Raw genomic sequence first — 15,526 nt, 5'->3', positions numbered from 1 at the left:
GCCTCTCCCCGCAAGCGGGGCGAGGGGGCGGACAGTCGGGGCAGCTCTAAGTTACGCCGCTGCTTTCGGTCGCAGCCGATCGACTGTCCGGGCGATCAGTGCGGCCACCTCAGCCACCCTCGGCCCGATCCGGAATTCCGGACCGGCGACGACGACGGACAGCCGGCGGTCGCCGATCGGCAGCGGGATCGCGGCGCCGGCGAGATCGCGGCTGTAATCAGCAAAGCTCTGGCAATAGCCGCGCGCGATCGAGTTGCGCAGCTCGGTCTCCACCGCCTCGATGCTGATCGGCGTCGATGGGCCGTATTGCCTGAACTCGATCTTGCGATAGACGGAGTCGCGCTCTTCCTGAGAATATTGCAGCAGCAGCGCGCGACCGCTGGCGGTCGCGTGGATCGGCACGCGGTGGCCGATGGTGGCGAAATAGCGGATCGCGGCCGCGGATTCGACGACGTCGATGAACACCGCCATCACGCCGGCCGGCGCCACGATCGATGCGGTCTCGCCGGTCTCGGCGGAGAGATCGGCGATCAGCGTATGCGTCCATTGCGGCAGCGGCTCGACCTCTGAGATCATCCGCGCCATGGCGAGCCATCGCGGTGTCGGATAGAAGCCGGCGCGTGGCCGCGGCTCATAGAGATAGCCCTTCTCCGACAGCGTCGCGAGCAGGTTGAAGGTCGAGGAGCGCGGCCAGCCGAAATGATCGGCGATCTCCGCAAGCGTCGCCGGCTTCTTCACTTGCGCGAAGAATTCCATGATCTCCAGGACGTTTGCGGCTTGGCGAACGATCATGGTGGCGTTGCGTCCTGCTTCTCTAGGGCTGGCCGAGGATCTTCTTCGCGGCGCGAAGATGTGGCTTGTCGATCATCTGGCCGTCGAGCCGCAGCGTGCCGGAATTGGGATTGCTGGCGAACGCCGCGATCACTTTCTCCGCCCAGGTCCGTTCGGCTTCCGTCGGCGCGAACGCGGCGTTGACGACATCGACGTGCTTCGGATGGATCAGCGCCTTGGCCGAAAAGCCGTCGCGCCGCGCTGCGCGTGTCTCCTGCTCGAGACCTGTGAGGTTGTCGATGTCGGTATAGACGGTGTCGATCGGCGCAACCTCGGCTGCGGCCGCCGCCATCAGGCAGAGATCGCGCGCGAGACGATAGGGGCTGTGGAACACGCCGCCCGAGGCCTTCTCGGTGGCGCCGAGCGAGGCCGACAGGTCTTCCGCGCCCCACATCAGGCCGGCGAGGCGAGGGGAGCAGTTCTTATAGCTGCCGAGGCCGAAGATCGAGCTTGCCGTCTCCGTCGCGACGCAGACGATGCGGGTGGTGCCGATCGCGATGCCGGCCGCCGCTTCCAGGGCTTCGAGCCAGGTCGCGACCTGGCGCACGTCGTCGCCGCCTTGCGATTTTGGCAGCACGATGCCGTCGGGCCTGCCGGGCATCACCGCCGCGAGATCGGCCAGTGTCATGCCGGTGTCGAGCGCGTTGACGCGGACATAGAGCTGGTGCTGACCGGGGCGGCCCTTCAGCATGGTCAGCGTCAGCCCGCGCGCCTCTTCCTTCTTCTCGGTGACGACGGAATCCTCGAGATCGATGATCAGCGCGTCGGCCTTGCCTTCGCTCGCCTTCTCGAATTTGCGCGGGGAATCGCCCGGCACGAACAACATCGAACGCATCAGACCGGCCTCTTGTGCATCATCGCCATGCGGCGGCATTTTCCGACGATCTCGTCGTTCTGGTTCAAGGCATGGTGCTCGAACTCGACGATGCCCGCTTTCGGGCGCGATTTGGATTCCCTCAACGAAAGCACCTTCGTCGTCGCCCGCAAGGTGTCGCCATGGAAGACCGGTTTTGGAAAGGTCACGTCGGTCATGCCGAGATTGGCGACGGTGGTGCCCATGGTCGTATCATAGACCGTCATGCCGATCATGATGCCGAGCGTGTAAAGACTGTTGAAAATGCGCTGGCCGAACTCGGTCTTTTCGGCGAAATGCGCGTCGATATGCAGCGGCTGCGGATTGAGGGTCAGCAGGCTGAACATGGTGTTGTCCATCTCGGTGACGGTCCGGGTCAGCGGATGCCTGAACTCCTGGCCTACGGAAAAATCTTCGAAATAAAGTCCGGCCATCGCGGTTTCCTCCCTGTATTGGTGCGATTTGGCCCGCGCTGCCGTTACGGCGGCGCGGCCAGGTGAACTCCTTTTTGCTCTGCGAGTTGCTCGATCTCCTCCGTCGAGAAGCCGGCCTCGCGCAAGATGTCGCGGCCATGCTGGCCGAGAGTCGGGGCTGGGCCGGCCGGTTCCGGCTGGGTCACGCTCCAGGTGGAGGGCACGCGCATTTGGCGGATGCGGCCTTCCACGGGATGATCGACTGTCCGGAAAAAATCGACCGCATTGAGATGCGGATCGTCCAGAATCGTCTCCAGCGTGTGCATCGGCATCACCGGAATGTCGGCGCGCTCCAGCAACTCGCGCCATTCCCCGGTCGAGCGCGTTGCGAAGATATGGCCGATCTCCTCGTAGATCTCATCGATGTGCCGGGTGCGCGCGGCGTGGTTGGCGAAGCGCGGCTGATCCAAGAACTCAGGCCGGCCGATCGCTTCGAAGAAGCTGCGCCAGTGCTTGTCGTTGTAGATGAGCACGCAGAGATAGCCGTCGCTGGTCTTGTAGGGCTTTCGGTAGCGCGACAGCAGGCGGGCATAGCCGCCGTGGTCGAGCGGCGGGTCATAGGTGAGGCCGCCCAAATGATCGACCAGCACGAACTCCGCCATGGATTCGAACATCGGCACGTCGATGCGCTGGCCGATGCCGGTGCGTTGCTGGTGCATCAGCCCGCCCATGATGGCGTTGACCATCATCAGCCCGACGATGCGGTCAGCGATGGTGACGGGGACATAGCGCGGCGTTCCGTCGCCGGCGGCTGCGAGCAATGTCGGAATCGTGGATGCGCCCTGGATCAGATCGTCATAGGCGGGCTTGGCCGCATAGGGGCCGGACTGGCCGTAGCCGAACGCACCGACATAGACGAGGGCGGGATTGATCGCGGCAAGCGTCTCGTAGTCGAGACCGAGCCGCGCCATGGCCTGCGGACGCACATTATAGACCAGCGCGTTGGCGCGCTTCGCGAGCCGCAGCAGCGCCTCGCGCCCCTCCGGCTTCTTGAGGTCGAGCACGATGCTCCGCTTGCCGCGATTGGCGTTGAGGAACATCCCGCCCATGCCGGGCGTGCGGCCGGGGCCGATTTGGCGGACGATGTCGCCCTCGGGGCTTTCGACCTTGATGACGTCGGCACCCATGTCGGCCAGCACTTGGGTGCCGTAGGGGCCCATCAGCACCGAGGTCAGGTCGAGAATGGTGAAGCCGGCGAGCGGTCCCATGAAGCCTCGTGTGAATTCATATAGGTGGAGTTAGAGTTCAGAAAACGGGAGTGTCAATTCGATGCTTCCTCGCATTGGTGCATGGCCCTATGCATCGTTCATATGCTTGACAGATAAATTCACATATATGTACATTTTCCTCAAGCAAGAAGTGGAACCGGACGGGCGGGCAGCAAATGGCTGCCGCCTTCCGCGTGAGGGCGCGTCAAGGAGAAGCCAAATGAAGAGGAATTGGGTCTGGGTGGCAGCAGCGTTCGCACTCTCGCTGCCGGTCTCGACGCTGTCGGCACAGGCGCTGGAGCTGAAGGTCGCAGACAGCTTCCCCGCCGACCACTATCTCGTCCGCCTGATGCTGAAGCCGTGGATGGACGATGTCGCCAAGCGCACCAACGGCGCCGTGACATTCACGCATTATCCGAATCAGCAGATCGGCAAGGCCACCGACATGCTGCGGTTGACGCAGTCCGGCGTGATCGACATCGGCTACATCGGGCCATCCTACGTCTCGGACAAGATGCCGCTCTCCGAGGTCGCGCAATTGCCGGGCGCATTCCAGACCAGCTGCCAGGGTACGCTGGCCTATTGGAAGGCGGCGCGGGAAGGCATCCTCGCCAAACAGGAGTATGCGCCCAACAAGATCAAGCTGCTGATGGCCGTGGTGCTGCCGCCCTATCAAGTGTGGACGGCCAAGCAGAAGGTCGAGACGATCAAGGACATGCAGGGCCTGAAACTGCGCACCACCGGCGGCGCACAGGATCTGACCGTGCGCACGCTCGGCGCAGTGCCGGTGCGAATGGCCGCGCCCGATGCCTATGAATCGCTGTCGCGCGGCACGATGGACGGGCTGCTGTTCCCCATGGACAGCGTCGTCGCCTATGGCCTCGACAAGCTCGTCAAATACGCCACCGACGGCGTCAGCTTCGGCAGCTTCATCGTCGCCTACTCGATCAATCAATCGGTCTGGGACAAGCTGCCCGACGATGTGAAGAAGGCAATGGACGCGGCCTCGGAAGCGATCACGCCGAAGGCCTGTGCCGAGGTCGACAAAGAGCAGGACGCGACGCGGCAGAAGATGAAGGACCAGGGCATCAGCTTCACCGCGCTCTCCGAGGCGACGCGCGCGGAGATGAAGGAGAAGCTCAAGGGCGTCGCTCAGGAATGGGCGGCCGGGCTCGACAGCCGCGGCAAGCAGGCCTCCGCAACCCTCAAGGAGTTCGACGGCCTGCTCGCCGCGGGCGGCGCCAAGTAGCGCGACACGATCGCAGCGGAAGAGGAGACGCGGGGGATGATCAGGCGGGCAACGGATGTGCTCGGCGCGCTGGAGCGCGCGCTGACAGTGATCGCCGCGATCGCTCTGTTCGCGATCATGGCGCTGGTGGTGGCCGACGTGTTCATGCGTTACGTCCTCAACAGCCCGTTCTCCTTCACCTACGACCTGATCGGGCTTTATCTCCTGGCGGCCGTGTTCTTCCTGACGTTGTCGGATACATTGCGCGTGCATGCGCATGTCGGCGTGGACATCCTGCTGACACGTTTTCCGACGGCGGGCCGGCGCCTCTCGGAAATCGTCACCGCGCTCGCCGGCCTGTTCGTGTTCGGCCTGATCAGCAAGGTCGGGTTCGAGCGCGCGCTGGAGAATTACGAGCAGCACGACGTGCTTGCCGGCGCCATTGCGTGGCCGACCTGGATTTCGGCCGCGCTGGTGCCGTTCGGCTGCGGCGTGCTCGTGCTGCGGCTGGCGCTGCAACTCGTCGGTAACTTCCTCAGCCTCGTCTCCGGGCGTGATCTGTTTCCCTTGCCGCCTGTCAACGAGACCGGCGAAGCCCATTCCTTCGAATAACGGCGGCAGCGATGACAGTCATTCTCGTGCTCGGACTGCTTTTCGTCCTGCTGGCGATCGGCACGCCGGTCGGTTTCGCCATGGGATTTGCCGGCTCGGTCGGCCTGCTCATGGTCGGCGGCACCGGCACGCTGTTCGGCATTCTCCAGACAGCCCCGCTTTCGACGGTGTCGTCCTATGAGTTGATCACGATCCCGATGTTCCTGCTGATGGCGGATCTCGTGCTGCTGTCCGGCGTCGCCGACGACATGTTCAAGACGGCTTCTGCCTGGGTCGGCCGCATTCCCGGCGGGCTCGGCATGGCAACGGCGCTTGCCGGCGCGGGCTTTGGCGCGATCTGCGGCACTTCGACGGCGTCGGCAGCGACGCTGGCGTCGACGAGCCTCCCTGCGATGATCCGACAGGGCTATGAGCCCAAGATGGCGGCCGGCGTCGTGGCCATCTCGGGAACGCTGGCCATGCTGATCCCGCCAAGCGTGGCGCTCGTCATTTTCGGTTTGCTCGCAGAAGTCAACATCGGGCAGTTGCTGATCGGCGGCATCATTCCGGCGATCCTCGTGACGGCAACGATCATGGCGACGATCGGCTTCCTGGTCTGGCAGGATCCTTCGCGAGCCCCGCGCGTGGAGCCGGTGTCGTGGCGGGAGCGGTTTGCATTGCTGTGGCAGGTCGGCCCGATGGTGCTGCTGTTCTCGCTCGTCACCGGCACCATCTATCTTGGCATCGCAACCCCGACGGAGGCTTCGGCCCTCGGGGCCGCGGGAGCGCTGGTGCTCGCCATCGCCAAGGGCAAGGTGACGCCCGGCACGCTCTACCGCGCGCTGCTCAGCGCCAGCCATGGCACCTGCATGATCGTGACGATCCTCGTCGGCGCCTCGATCTTCGGCTACTTCTTCACGCTCACCCACGTGACGCAGGATCTCGTTGCCTGGGTCGGCAGCTTGCCGGCCTCGCGCTGGGTGATCATCACGCTGATCCTGTGCGGCTACATCGTGCTCGGCTCGTTCATGGATCAGATCGCGATCCTGGTCTTGACCGTGCCGATCGTGCTGCCGCTGATCAAGACGCTCGGCTTCGATCCGATCTGGTTCGGCGTCATCAAGATCGTCACCGCCGAGGTCGGCATGATCACGCCGCCGGTGGGGCTGAATTGCTTCATCGTCGCGCGCTATGCCAAGCGGCCGGTGGCGGAGGTGTTCCACGGCACCTTCCCGCATTTCATCGCGCACCTGATCGCGATCGCGATTTTGGTGGCGTTTCCGTCTATCATCCTCTGGCTACCCTCGCAGATGGGGCGCTAGGATCGGAGCTCGCGGCTCCCAAGAAGGAGATCAAGAACGTGGATTTCGCGCTCACCGATCAGCAGGAAGCCATTCGCGACGCCATCGCCAAGATCTGCGAAGGCTTTCCGGACGCCTATTGGCTGAAGAAGGACCACGACGGCGGCTTCCCGCACGATTTTCACAAGGCACTTGCCGACGCCGGCTGGCTCGGCATTTGCGTGCCGGAGGAATATGGCGGCTCGGGGCTCGGCATCACCGAAGCCGCGATCATGATGCGCACCATCTCCGAATCCGGCGCCGGCATGTCCGGTGCCTCTGCGGTGCACATCAACGTGTTCGGGCTCAATCCCGTCGTCGTGTTCGGCACCGAGGAGCAGCGCAAGCGCATGCTGCCGCCGATGGTCGAGGGCCGCGAAAAGGCCTGCTTCGCCGTCACCGAGCCCAACACCGGCCTCAACACCACGCAGCTGAAGACCCGCGCGGTTGCCAAGAACGACCGCTACATCGTCAACGGCCAGAAAGTGTGGATCTCCACCGCGCAGGTCGCGCACAAGATCCTGCTGCTCGCGCGGACCACGCCGCTGGAAGAAGTGCGCTCGCCGACCCATGGGTTGAGCCTGTTCTACACCGATTTCGATCGCAACAGGATCAAGGTCCACGAGATCGAGAAGATGGGCCGCAAGGTGGTCGATTCCAACGAGTTGTTCTTCGAAGACTTTGAGATTCCGATGGAGGACCGCATCGGCGAAGAGGGCAAGGGCTTCCAGTACATCCTCGAAGGCATGAACCCGGAACGCATTCTCATTGCGGCGGAAGCGGTCGGCCTAGGAAGGATCGCGCTGTCGCGCGCCACCGAATACGCCAAGACGCGCGTTGTCTTCAATCGCCCGATAGGCAAGAACCAGGGCATCCAGCATCCGCTCGCGGTGAACTGGATCGAGCTCGAGGCCGCCTGGCTGCTGGTGATGCAGGCAGCCTGGCAATACGACAAGGGCTTGCCCTGCGGCGCTGGCGCGAATGCGGCAAAGTATTTCGCCGGTGAGGCCGGTTACCATGCCTGCGAGCAGGCGGTGATGACCCATGGCGGCTTCGGCTATGCCAAGGAATTCCACGTCGAGCGCTATTTGCGCGAAGTGCTGATCCCGCGCATCGCGCCGGTCAGCCCGCAGCTCGCGCTCAGCTTCATCGCCGAAAAGGTGCTGGGCCTCGCCAAGTCGTATTGAGCTCACGCCCGCAATGTCCGTGGACTCGCCGCCGATAGACTTCTACGGCCTGATCCGCGAGGGCGATCTCGTGGTATGCGGGCAGGCGACGGCGGAGCCTGTCACGCTGACCGAAGCGCTGATGGCGCAGGCGGCGCAGCTTCCGTCGTTTCGCATGATGATCGGGCCGGTGTTCTCGGAGACGTTCTCCGCGTCGTGCGCACCCAACGTCTCGTTCCAGAGCTACGGCGTGATCGGCAATGCGCGACGGCTCGCCTGGGCCGGACGGCTCGAAGTCATCCCGAGCAACTACAGCGCCTTTTGTGGCGACTTCGCCGCCCACCGCCACAAGGCCGATGTCGTTCTGGTGCAGCTTGCGGAAGCCGGTGACGGCCGCTTGAGCGCGAGCCTCTCCAACGACTACGTCATCGACGCCGCCCGCGCTGCGCGCCTCGTCATCGCCGAGATCAATCCGGATGCGCCTTTTACGTTCGGCGCGGAATGGCCCGAGGGCTTGCCGATCCACATGCGCGTGGCCGCGCGCCGGTCACCCGTCGAACTGGCTTCGACGCCGCCGGACGACGTCTCCCGGCGCATTGCGGCGCATGCGGCGAGCCTGATCATCGACGGCAGCACGCTTCAGTTCGGCGTCGGGCGGATTCCGGACGCAATTCTCTCGTCGCTGTCGCACCTGCACAATCTCGGCATCCATTCCGGCCTGATCAACGACGCCGTCGTCGATCTGATCGTGTGCGGCGCGGTGACGAACGCAAAAAAGGGGATGGATCCCGGCATCACGGTCACCAACCAGGTGATCGGCACGCGGCGGCTCTACCGCTTCGTCCATGAGAACAGGACGATCGCGGTGCGGCCGACGTCCTACACGCACAGCCAGAACGTGCTGGCGCGGCTCAACCGGCTGGTCGCGATCAACTCGGCGCTTCAGGTCGGGCTCGACGGCAGCGTCAATTCAGAGACGTTGAACGGCGTTGCGATCGGCGCGATCGGCGGCCAGCTCGATTTCGTGCGCGGCGCCAATGCCTCTCCCGGAGGAAGAGCCATCATCGCGCTGCCGGCGACGGCGTCAGACGGAACCAGCCGGATCGTCGCCCATGTCGAGACGGTGACGACGCCGCGCGCCGACGTCGATGCCATCATCACCGAATGGGGCATTGCGGAGTTGCGCGGCTGCGGCCTCGCCGAGCGCGGGCGCCGCATGATCGCGATCGCCGCGCCCGAACACCGCGATGCTCTGTCAGCGCAGCTTCGCGGGCGCTAGCTCAGTTCATCATCGCGGCCGTCGGACGCTGGCTCTCGCCGGATCCGATGATCCCGGGAAGGTCCGTCGCCTCGCCGGCGATCATGTGCGACATTTCCCAGAACAGATGGGCGAGGCGGGAGAATACCATGCGCTCGCGTTCGGCAGCAACGGTGCCCTCGGGGATCGTGACGGTCTCCAGCCCGACCACCTTCTTGAAATCCGGCCAGATCGTCATCGATTGCGCGATCACGGAGTAGCAGCGCGGATCGTCGTCGCTCTCGTCGGGTGCCGGCGGCAGGCCCGGATACTGGGTCGGCGCGGCGTAGAATTTATAGGCGCCGTAGCCGAGCTTGAGCAGGAATTTTTCGGGCACCGCGACGTCGGCGGCGAAAGACACCAGCCGCGCCTCGCTCAGCACGTCCGGGTCGATCGCGCTGAGGTCCGATGCGCGGAGTGCCGAGCAGAAGGACAGGTCGCGACGATGCTCGCGCAGCAGATTGGCCAGCGGCTGCTGCTGTTGCACGGTGTCGGTGAGCAGGATGATAGTCTTGAGCATTTCTGGTCTCTCAGGGGAAGAGCCGGCGTGCGGTCATGACCGCATCGTCGCAGGCGTTGGCGGCGAAGAAATCGTTGGCGATGTGTTGTCCCGGCGCGATCTCCAGGATGCGGTACCGCGCCAGGCCGGCGGCTTCACGCGCGACACCGACGTCGTCCTGCCAGGCGCAGAGCGACAGCTCGAGCCGGCCGAAGCCGCCGCAATCGGCGGCATAGGCGCCGGTCACGGCCTCGAGCGTCGCGGCCACCGCACCGGGATCACTGACCGAGACGTCGCGCAGGATCACGGCGATGCCGTTGCCGGTCGCGGCCTTCGAGGTCATCACCATGAAGGCGTCGCGGGCGCCGGTGCGGCCGGCGCGGCGAGCCGTTCGCACGATGCTGGCAAAGCCGGGATCGGGTCCGAGTTCGAGCGTCGTCGTCTGCTGGTCGTGCAGGATCGTGGCACGCGAGGCGCCGAGGTCGCCTTGCAGCGCGTGATAGGATCGCGGCAGCCATACGGTATCGAGCGGCACCTGCGACGATGTCAGGCTCCAGGCTTGGTCGAGCAGATAGCCCTCCCAGATCGCAGGGTAGGACGCAGCGAGTTGCTGCCAGGTACGCAGGAGCAACTCCGCAGCCTTGGTACGGCCGAGATACAGCGTACGCGCCGACATCTCCCAGCGATTCCATTTGTGAACCGCGACGTCGCAGCCGAGGAAAGACGGCAGCAGCGGGGCTTCGCGCAAGGTCGCGCCGGCTTCGACGAACAACAGTGGCTCGCGATATGTGGTCCACATCCGCAGCAGGAACTCCGCCTTCTCGAAGCAGAGGACGCGGTCGGCGAGCTGGGTTTCGATTGCCTCGATATGGCAATTGAGCTGCAACCGCTCGAGCGATTGCCTCAACTCGTGTGCGGCCCCATCGTCGCCGCCGCGCGGATGGCAGGAGACGATCCGCGGCCGGGCCGTGCAGTCGTCGGCGGCGGACAGGAATTTCGACCAGCCGATGCCGCCCCACCACATCTCGTGCGGGCCCTCCGCGCCGCAGGGGCCGACGGTTCCGAATTCGGTCAGCTTGGACTTGAGGAAATCGAAGCCGGGATTCTCGCTTCCGGCAATGACGACGGCGCAGGCGGGATTGAGCGAGCGATAGAACAACTCGGCCGCCGCGCCACTCGGCGGTTCCTTCAGAATGACGACGCCGTTATGCCGTCCGTCCGGAACGCCATCGAGCGTCGGCGCACCGTACTGGCCCACCAGCCAGCCCAGGCGGTCGTGCTGGGTCCGGCCGAGCCGGATGCCGCCGGACTGCAGCAAGTGATCGAGATTCGCCTGCGTCCTGTCCCGCAATTCCGTGCCCCCTCGTAAGCCCTGGCACTTCAACGGCCGGGGCGGCGCGATCAGGCGCACTATTTGGGGTCGGCTCCGAGCGGGGTGATCGCGATGGAGTAGACCGCGATTTCCCGCGTCATCGCGGTGACCGGGATCAGCAGGCAGCCGTCTTCAGTGTCGGCGCGATAATGGCCGCCATTCCATTGTACGCCAGCCCAGATCAGCCCGTCGGCGGCGATACCGACAACGTCCTGGCTCTCGGCGGCATCACGAACATCGTCGCCCCGCTGCACGGTCACGCCATGAAGCAGCCCCTCCGGTGCGAATTTCGCCAGCGGCAGCGCGATCATGGTGATCGCCATGCCGCGCGATAGAGGGATGCGCAGACGCAGCTCGCCGAGCCCGGTGCGATGGACGGTCACCGCCTCCAGCGACGCATCGCCGCTCGCACGGAACAGGCCGACCTGAACCGGGCGAGAGGGCCGTTCTTCAAAGACGTCGGCCGGTAGGCGGTTGGCGCCGAACAGCACGTAAAGATAGTTGTAGGACGGTGACAGGCCGGCGAAGCTGCCGGCGAGCCACATCGGCGGCGCTGCGGCCGTGCAAGCCGCCGAGAGGCCGCGCGCGGTGATCTGATTGCGCACGAACTGCTGGTCGAGCAGCGGCGCGAGGGCGTGGGTGCCGAGATTGACGTCGTGTTTCAACGTGCCGAGCAGCGCCAGTTCGTCATCGTCGGGCAGCAGCAGAAGCCGCGCCAGCGTCGCCGCGCACCAGCTCGCTGCGACATCGGGTGCCGCATAGGGATCGAGGCCGTAGTCGCGCGCGATGTCGCCCGCGCTGGCTGCGAAAGTCAGCGCGCCGGCCTGGATCTCGGCGGCAAGCGCCATCTGCTCCGGGGGACGCGGATTGATTTCGCGCAGCACCGCCCCGTCGTCGTAGTCACGCACCGAGCCGGCGGCGGAGCAGCAGGCCTGCTCCAGCAGCGCGACATTGCGGATCAGCATGCGCTTGACGTGCGGGGTGACCACGAGGTCGGAGATGAAGCCTGCTGCGCTGTCTTCCGCGGTGAGATCGTCGAAGGCGTCGTCGAGCGACATCAGATAGGCGCCGTGGAGTCGGATCTCGATCCCTTCGAGGTCGAAGATGCGGCGCAGCGCCTTCTGCACGCTGCCGGAATAGCCGAGATCGGCCAGCACGAGATCGGTGCAGTCGTCGAAGCCGGGGATGGTTCGACGCAGATAGGCGAGCAGCCGGGCGCGCAGACCCGCGGCGAGCGCGACGATCTCGGCTGGATCGATCAATCCCGGAAGCGCCTCGGCGAGTTCTTCGCCGGAGGCGATGCCGCCGGGAAATGCGGCGAAGAAGGCCGCGACCTTCGGCGGCATGATCTTCATCATGTCGTGGAAGGTCGGCGCGTCGATCTTGAACACCTTGCTCAGCAGATCGACCAGCGGCTGCATCGTATCGGCCGAGGCGATCAGGCTGACGCGGCGGTTGATCTCAAGATAGGCCGATGTGGTGTTATGCAGCTCCTGCCGGATCCGGTGCGACAGAAAACCGTCGCGGCCGAGAAAGCCGAGCGAGACCTTGCGGCCGGGACCTGCAATCTCCCCGCAGCGGCGCGTCAAATAGGCGTCGAACGCGGTCACCACCGGGCCGAGCACGGTCAGCCCGAGATGGAAGGCTTGCGATCTCTCGGCGTTGTGGCCGGCGACCATGCGCCGCAGCGTGCGCGCGCCATGATCGAGCCGCGATGGCGCGCCGGTGCACAGCAGCTCGAACAGTGCCGTCTCGCGCTGAAACTTCGAGGCGAGCTGTGCGGTCGCCTGCGGATAATAGCGGGGGTGAATGCCGTGGCGCTTCGCGCCCTTGATGTCGGCCTTCTCATTGTCGCCGACGTGAAAGGAGGCGCCGGCGTCGATGCCTTGTTCTGCGAGATAGGTGGCGAACAACGTCTCGCTCTTGCCGCTGCCATGGTCGCAGGACGCATAGAGGAAGTCCCAGACCAGCCCGGGGCGGCAAGCGCGCAGCAGCCGCGCCAGCCGACCGGAGTCCCAATAGGTGTCCGAGATGAATCCGACGCGATGGCCGGCGCGCTTCATGTCCAGATATTGCCGGACCATGTCCGGGTTGGCGCGGCAAAGCTCGACCTCGGCGGCGAACTCGGCTTCGACCAGATCGTTCAAGTCGCCGCGTGAAAGACTGAACAGCTTGAACGGAAAATAGGAATAGATCTCCTCGATGCGCACTTCGCCGCCGCCGCGCTTCTCCTTCGCGGTCCGACGCGCCCGCGATTCGGCCTGGATGCGATGTTGAACGAAACTCGCGGAAACATTCGGACAGGATCGTGAAATACCCGACAGCTCGTAAGTCCTTTCAAACACGCCATCCGGCGTCGTGCAGGCGCGCAGAAGAAATGTATCGAAAACATCGAAAGACCAAGCAGAAACAATTTTCGCACGGCGCTCTGCGCCGGCCGTCGCTGACTTCATGCTGCGATTCCCCGTCCACCGAGGCATTAACGCGCGCACGTGAGGAGTCAGGCGCCACAGATGCGAAAAAAGTTCACGCGCGATTCAAAAACGCATTCGTCGCGACTGACAGATTCAAAAATATCGCTAGGTTCGAAGAAGGTGATTCGGAAAAAATTGCCGAGTGCGAAAGTCGTCTCGTCTTCGTTCACAGTCGGAAACAATCGCTTCTCGATGCGCCACGCGCGTGTCGCGTGCGATCACCTAGTGCCGCGTAATGTCAGCGTTTTCTCTCAACGACATCTGTTCAGGATGAATGATCCGTCATGGCGCGAGACGATGCGATGATTGCAGGCTTGACGCACGAATGTCGTGCGCGGTCGGCAATTCTTGCCCGATGCTCGGCAAAAGATACCGACTAACATCTTGAAAAACAACAAAAATTCTCCGCCTGGATTGTTTTGGCCCTGCGTTCAACGCCTGGAAGCCGTGTGGCATGTGCGCCGCCGGCATTGCGGGTTGGAGATTGCGGGATGAGTTACGCTGCTGATGTCTGGGCTCCCGCCGAGGCCGAGATCACGACGACGGCGTCGGTCGATGCGATCGTGCCGGTGATGCCGTCGGTGCCGCTCGCGCCCGATACCGCCGATGTCGTCTACGACGAGGACAGCGAGCTCCTGGACAGGCTCGCAACCGGCGACGAAGTCGCATTCCGCATGCTGGTCGAGCGTCACATCGATCGCGCCTACGCGATCGCGCTCCGCATCGTCGGCAATGCGGCGGACGCCGAGGACGTGGTGCAGGACACCATGCTCAAGATCTGGAGCCACCGTGGGCGCTGGCAGCATGGCCGCGCCAAATTCTCGACCTGGCTCTACCGCGTCATCTCCAATCGCTGCATCGACCTCAGGCGCAAGCCGCGCAACGAAAATGTCGAGACGGTGCCTGAAGTCGCCGACGGTCAGCCCGGCGCCGTCGAAATCATCGAGCGCAACGAACTGAACGGCATGCTGGAGCTCGCGATGCGGCGCCTGCCCGAGCAACAGCGCATCGCGGTGATCTTCTCGTACCACGAGAACATGAGCAACGGCGAGATCGCGGAGGTGATGGACACGACGGTGGCGGCCGTCGAGTCGCTGCTCAAGCGCGGCCGCCAGCAGCTTCGCCAGCTCCTGCGCAAGCACGAACGCGACATCCGCGCCGCGTTTACCGATTGCTAACCATAAAAACCGCCTCTCGAAGATTTCCGCGCCTGATCTGCTGGCGCTCCACCGTTTGAGCGAACGGACGGGGCTGCGGTCCGCGTCGTCGTAGGTCGATTTCAACGATGCGGCACGCTTGCCCATCAGCACAGGAGCTTCCAATGCCCGCAATCAACACCAATACCGCCGCCAACGCAGCGGTCCGCTATCTCAACATCAACTCCGCGCAGGAGAGCAGCTCACTCTCGAAGCTGTCGAGCGGCTCGCGCATCACCTCGGCATCCGACGACGCCGCGGGCCTTGCGATCTCCACGCGCATCTCCTCGGACGTCACCACGCTTCAGCAGGCTGCGACCAACGCCTCGCAGGCTACCGCGATCCTGCAGACCGCCGACGGCGGCGCTTCGAACATCTCCGACATCCTCGCGCGCATGAAGTCGCTGGCCTCCGAGTCCGCCTCGGGCACCACGACCGACTCCAGCCGCGCCTATATCCAATCGGAATTCTCGCAGCTCAATTCCGAAATCGACTCGATCGCGACCGGTACCCGCTACTCCAGCCAGAGCCTGCTCGATGGATCCAGCGTGTTTTCGTCCGGCGTGTCCGTGCTGGTCGGCTCGGACGGCTCCGACACGATCACCATCACGTTGACCAGCCTGACGGCGTCCTCGCTCGCGGTCAACTCGCTCGACGTCAGCACCCAGTCCGGCGCGACATCGGCGCTCGACGCACTCGATACCGCAATCGACACGGTCTCCGCCGCGCGCGCCTCGATCGGCGCACAGGAATCGCGCTTCAACTTCTCGTCGGATTCGATCTCGACCCAGACGCAGAATCTCCAATCGGCAAACTCCGCGATCAAGGACGTGGATATCGCGGCCGAGCAGTCCAAGCTGTCTTCGGCCGAGGTGAAGACCCAGGCCGCCGTGTCGGCGCTGGCCGCCGCCAACCAGATGCCGCAGTATCTCCTCAAGCTCCTGGGCTGATGATCAACTTCCGGGCCGGCATGATGCCGGCCCGGTCCTCTCTGTCAG

14 protein-coding genes are annotated in these 15,526 nt (G+C 64.4%); 7 read left to right on the top strand and 7 right to left on the bottom strand.

The window, feature by feature from the left end; genetic code table 11:
• Positions 1-51 precede the first annotated feature (51 nt).
• The 4 genes from CIT39_RS27785 to CIT39_RS27770 are packed head-to-tail and all read right to left on the bottom strand — an operon-like array spanning position 52 to position 3,365.
• Positions 52-792, bottom strand: coding sequence for an IclR family transcriptional regulator (locus CIT39_RS27785; protein WP_094977160.1), 741 nt, complete (start codon positions 790-792; stop codon positions 52-54).
• A gap of 22 nt (positions 793-814) precedes the next feature.
• Complete coding sequence (locus CIT39_RS27780; protein ID WP_162308719.1) at positions 815-1,666, bottom strand: HpcH/HpaI aldolase/citrate lyase family protein; 852 nt, start codon at positions 1,664-1,666, stop codon at positions 815-817.
• Entirely contained in the window at positions 1,666-2,118 is a 453-nt protein-coding gene (locus CIT39_RS27775) for a MaoC family dehydratase (RefSeq protein WP_011089535.1), read from the bottom strand. The genes CIT39_RS27780 and CIT39_RS27775 overlap by 1 nt, the downstream gene beginning before the upstream one ends.
• Positions 2,119-2,162: 44 nt before the next feature.
• A complete protein-coding gene (locus CIT39_RS27770; RefSeq protein WP_094977162.1) occupies positions 2,163-3,365 on the bottom strand; it encodes a CaiB/BaiF CoA transferase family protein in 1,203 nt (400 codons plus the stop codon).
• Positions 3,366-3,585: 220 nt separating this feature from the next.
• On the opposite strand from CIT39_RS27770, the gene CIT39_RS27765 reads away from it, so the two are divergent.
• Genes CIT39_RS27765 through CIT39_RS27745 form a run of 5 tightly spaced genes read left to right on the top strand, consistent with a single transcriptional unit; the run spans position 3,586 to position 8,969 of the window.
• Complete coding sequence (locus tag CIT39_RS27765) at positions 3,586-4,614, top strand: TRAP transporter substrate-binding protein (protein WP_094977163.1); 1,029 nt, start codon at positions 3,586-3,588, stop codon at positions 4,612-4,614.
• A gap of 36 nt (positions 4,615-4,650) precedes the next feature.
• On the top strand, positions 4,651-5,205 hold the full coding sequence (locus CIT39_RS27760) for a TRAP transporter small permease subunit (RefSeq protein WP_094977164.1): 555 nt from the start codon (positions 4,651-4,653) through the stop codon (positions 5,203-5,205).
• 11 nt (positions 5,206-5,216) lie between these two features.
• Positions 5,217-6,506: a TRAP transporter large permease gene (locus tag CIT39_RS27755; protein ID WP_094977165.1), complete on the top strand. Its 1,290-nt coding sequence runs from the start codon at positions 5,217-5,219 to the stop codon at positions 6,504-6,506.
• Between the two features lie 38 nt (positions 6,507-6,544).
• On the top strand, positions 6,545-7,711 hold the full coding sequence (locus CIT39_RS27750) for an acyl-CoA dehydrogenase family protein (protein ID WP_094977166.1): 1,167 nt from the start codon (positions 6,545-6,547) through the stop codon (positions 7,709-7,711).
• Between the two features lie 13 nt (positions 7,712-7,724).
• Positions 7,725-8,969, top strand: coding sequence for an acetyl-CoA hydrolase/transferase family protein (locus CIT39_RS27745; protein ID WP_094977167.1), 1,245 nt, complete (start codon positions 7,725-7,727; stop codon positions 8,967-8,969).
• Between the two features lies 1 nt (position 8,970).
• Here the strand turns inward: CIT39_RS27745 and CIT39_RS27740 are convergent, their stop codons facing one another.
• Genes CIT39_RS27740 through CIT39_RS27730 form a run of 3 tightly spaced genes read right to left on the bottom strand, consistent with a single transcriptional unit; the run spans position 8,971 to position 13,311 of the window.
• The gene (locus tag CIT39_RS27740; RefSeq protein ID WP_094977168.1) at positions 8,971-9,507 is read right to left on the bottom strand and encodes a hypothetical protein; all 537 of its coding nucleotides are present in this window, start codon (positions 9,505-9,507) and stop codon (positions 8,971-8,973) included.
• 10 nt (positions 9,508-9,517) lie between these two features.
• Positions 9,518-10,837 (bottom strand): hypothetical protein, encoded by a 1,320-nt coding sequence (locus tag CIT39_RS27735; protein ID WP_094977169.1) that lies wholly within the window; start codon positions 10,835-10,837, stop codon positions 9,518-9,520.
• Positions 10,838-10,896: 59 nt separating this feature from the next.
• Positions 10,897-13,311: a hypothetical protein gene (locus CIT39_RS27730; RefSeq protein ID WP_094977170.1), complete on the bottom strand. Its 2,415-nt coding sequence runs from the start codon at positions 13,309-13,311 to the stop codon at positions 10,897-10,899.
• Between the two features lie 512 nt (positions 13,312-13,823).
• On the opposite strand from CIT39_RS27730, the gene CIT39_RS27725 reads away from it, so the two are divergent.
• Both CIT39_RS27725 and CIT39_RS27720 read left to right on the top strand, forming a co-directional pair.
• Complete coding sequence (locus tag CIT39_RS27725) at positions 13,824-14,510, top strand: RNA polymerase sigma factor (RefSeq protein ID WP_094977171.1); 687 nt, start codon at positions 13,824-13,826, stop codon at positions 14,508-14,510.
• 143 nt (positions 14,511-14,653) lie between these two features.
• Complete coding sequence (locus tag CIT39_RS27720; protein ID WP_094977172.1) at positions 14,654-15,478, top strand: flagellin; 825 nt, start codon at positions 14,654-14,656, stop codon at positions 15,476-15,478.
• Positions 15,479-15,526: the final 48 nt, after the last annotated feature.

It is taken from the genome of Bradyrhizobium symbiodeficiens, assembly GCF_002266465.3.
Lineage (GTDB): Bacteria > Pseudomonadota > Alphaproteobacteria > Rhizobiales > Xanthobacteraceae > Bradyrhizobium > Bradyrhizobium symbiodeficiens.
Note: the sequence above shows the minus strand (reverse complement) of the source record. Positions and strands in the feature narration are given on the sequence as shown.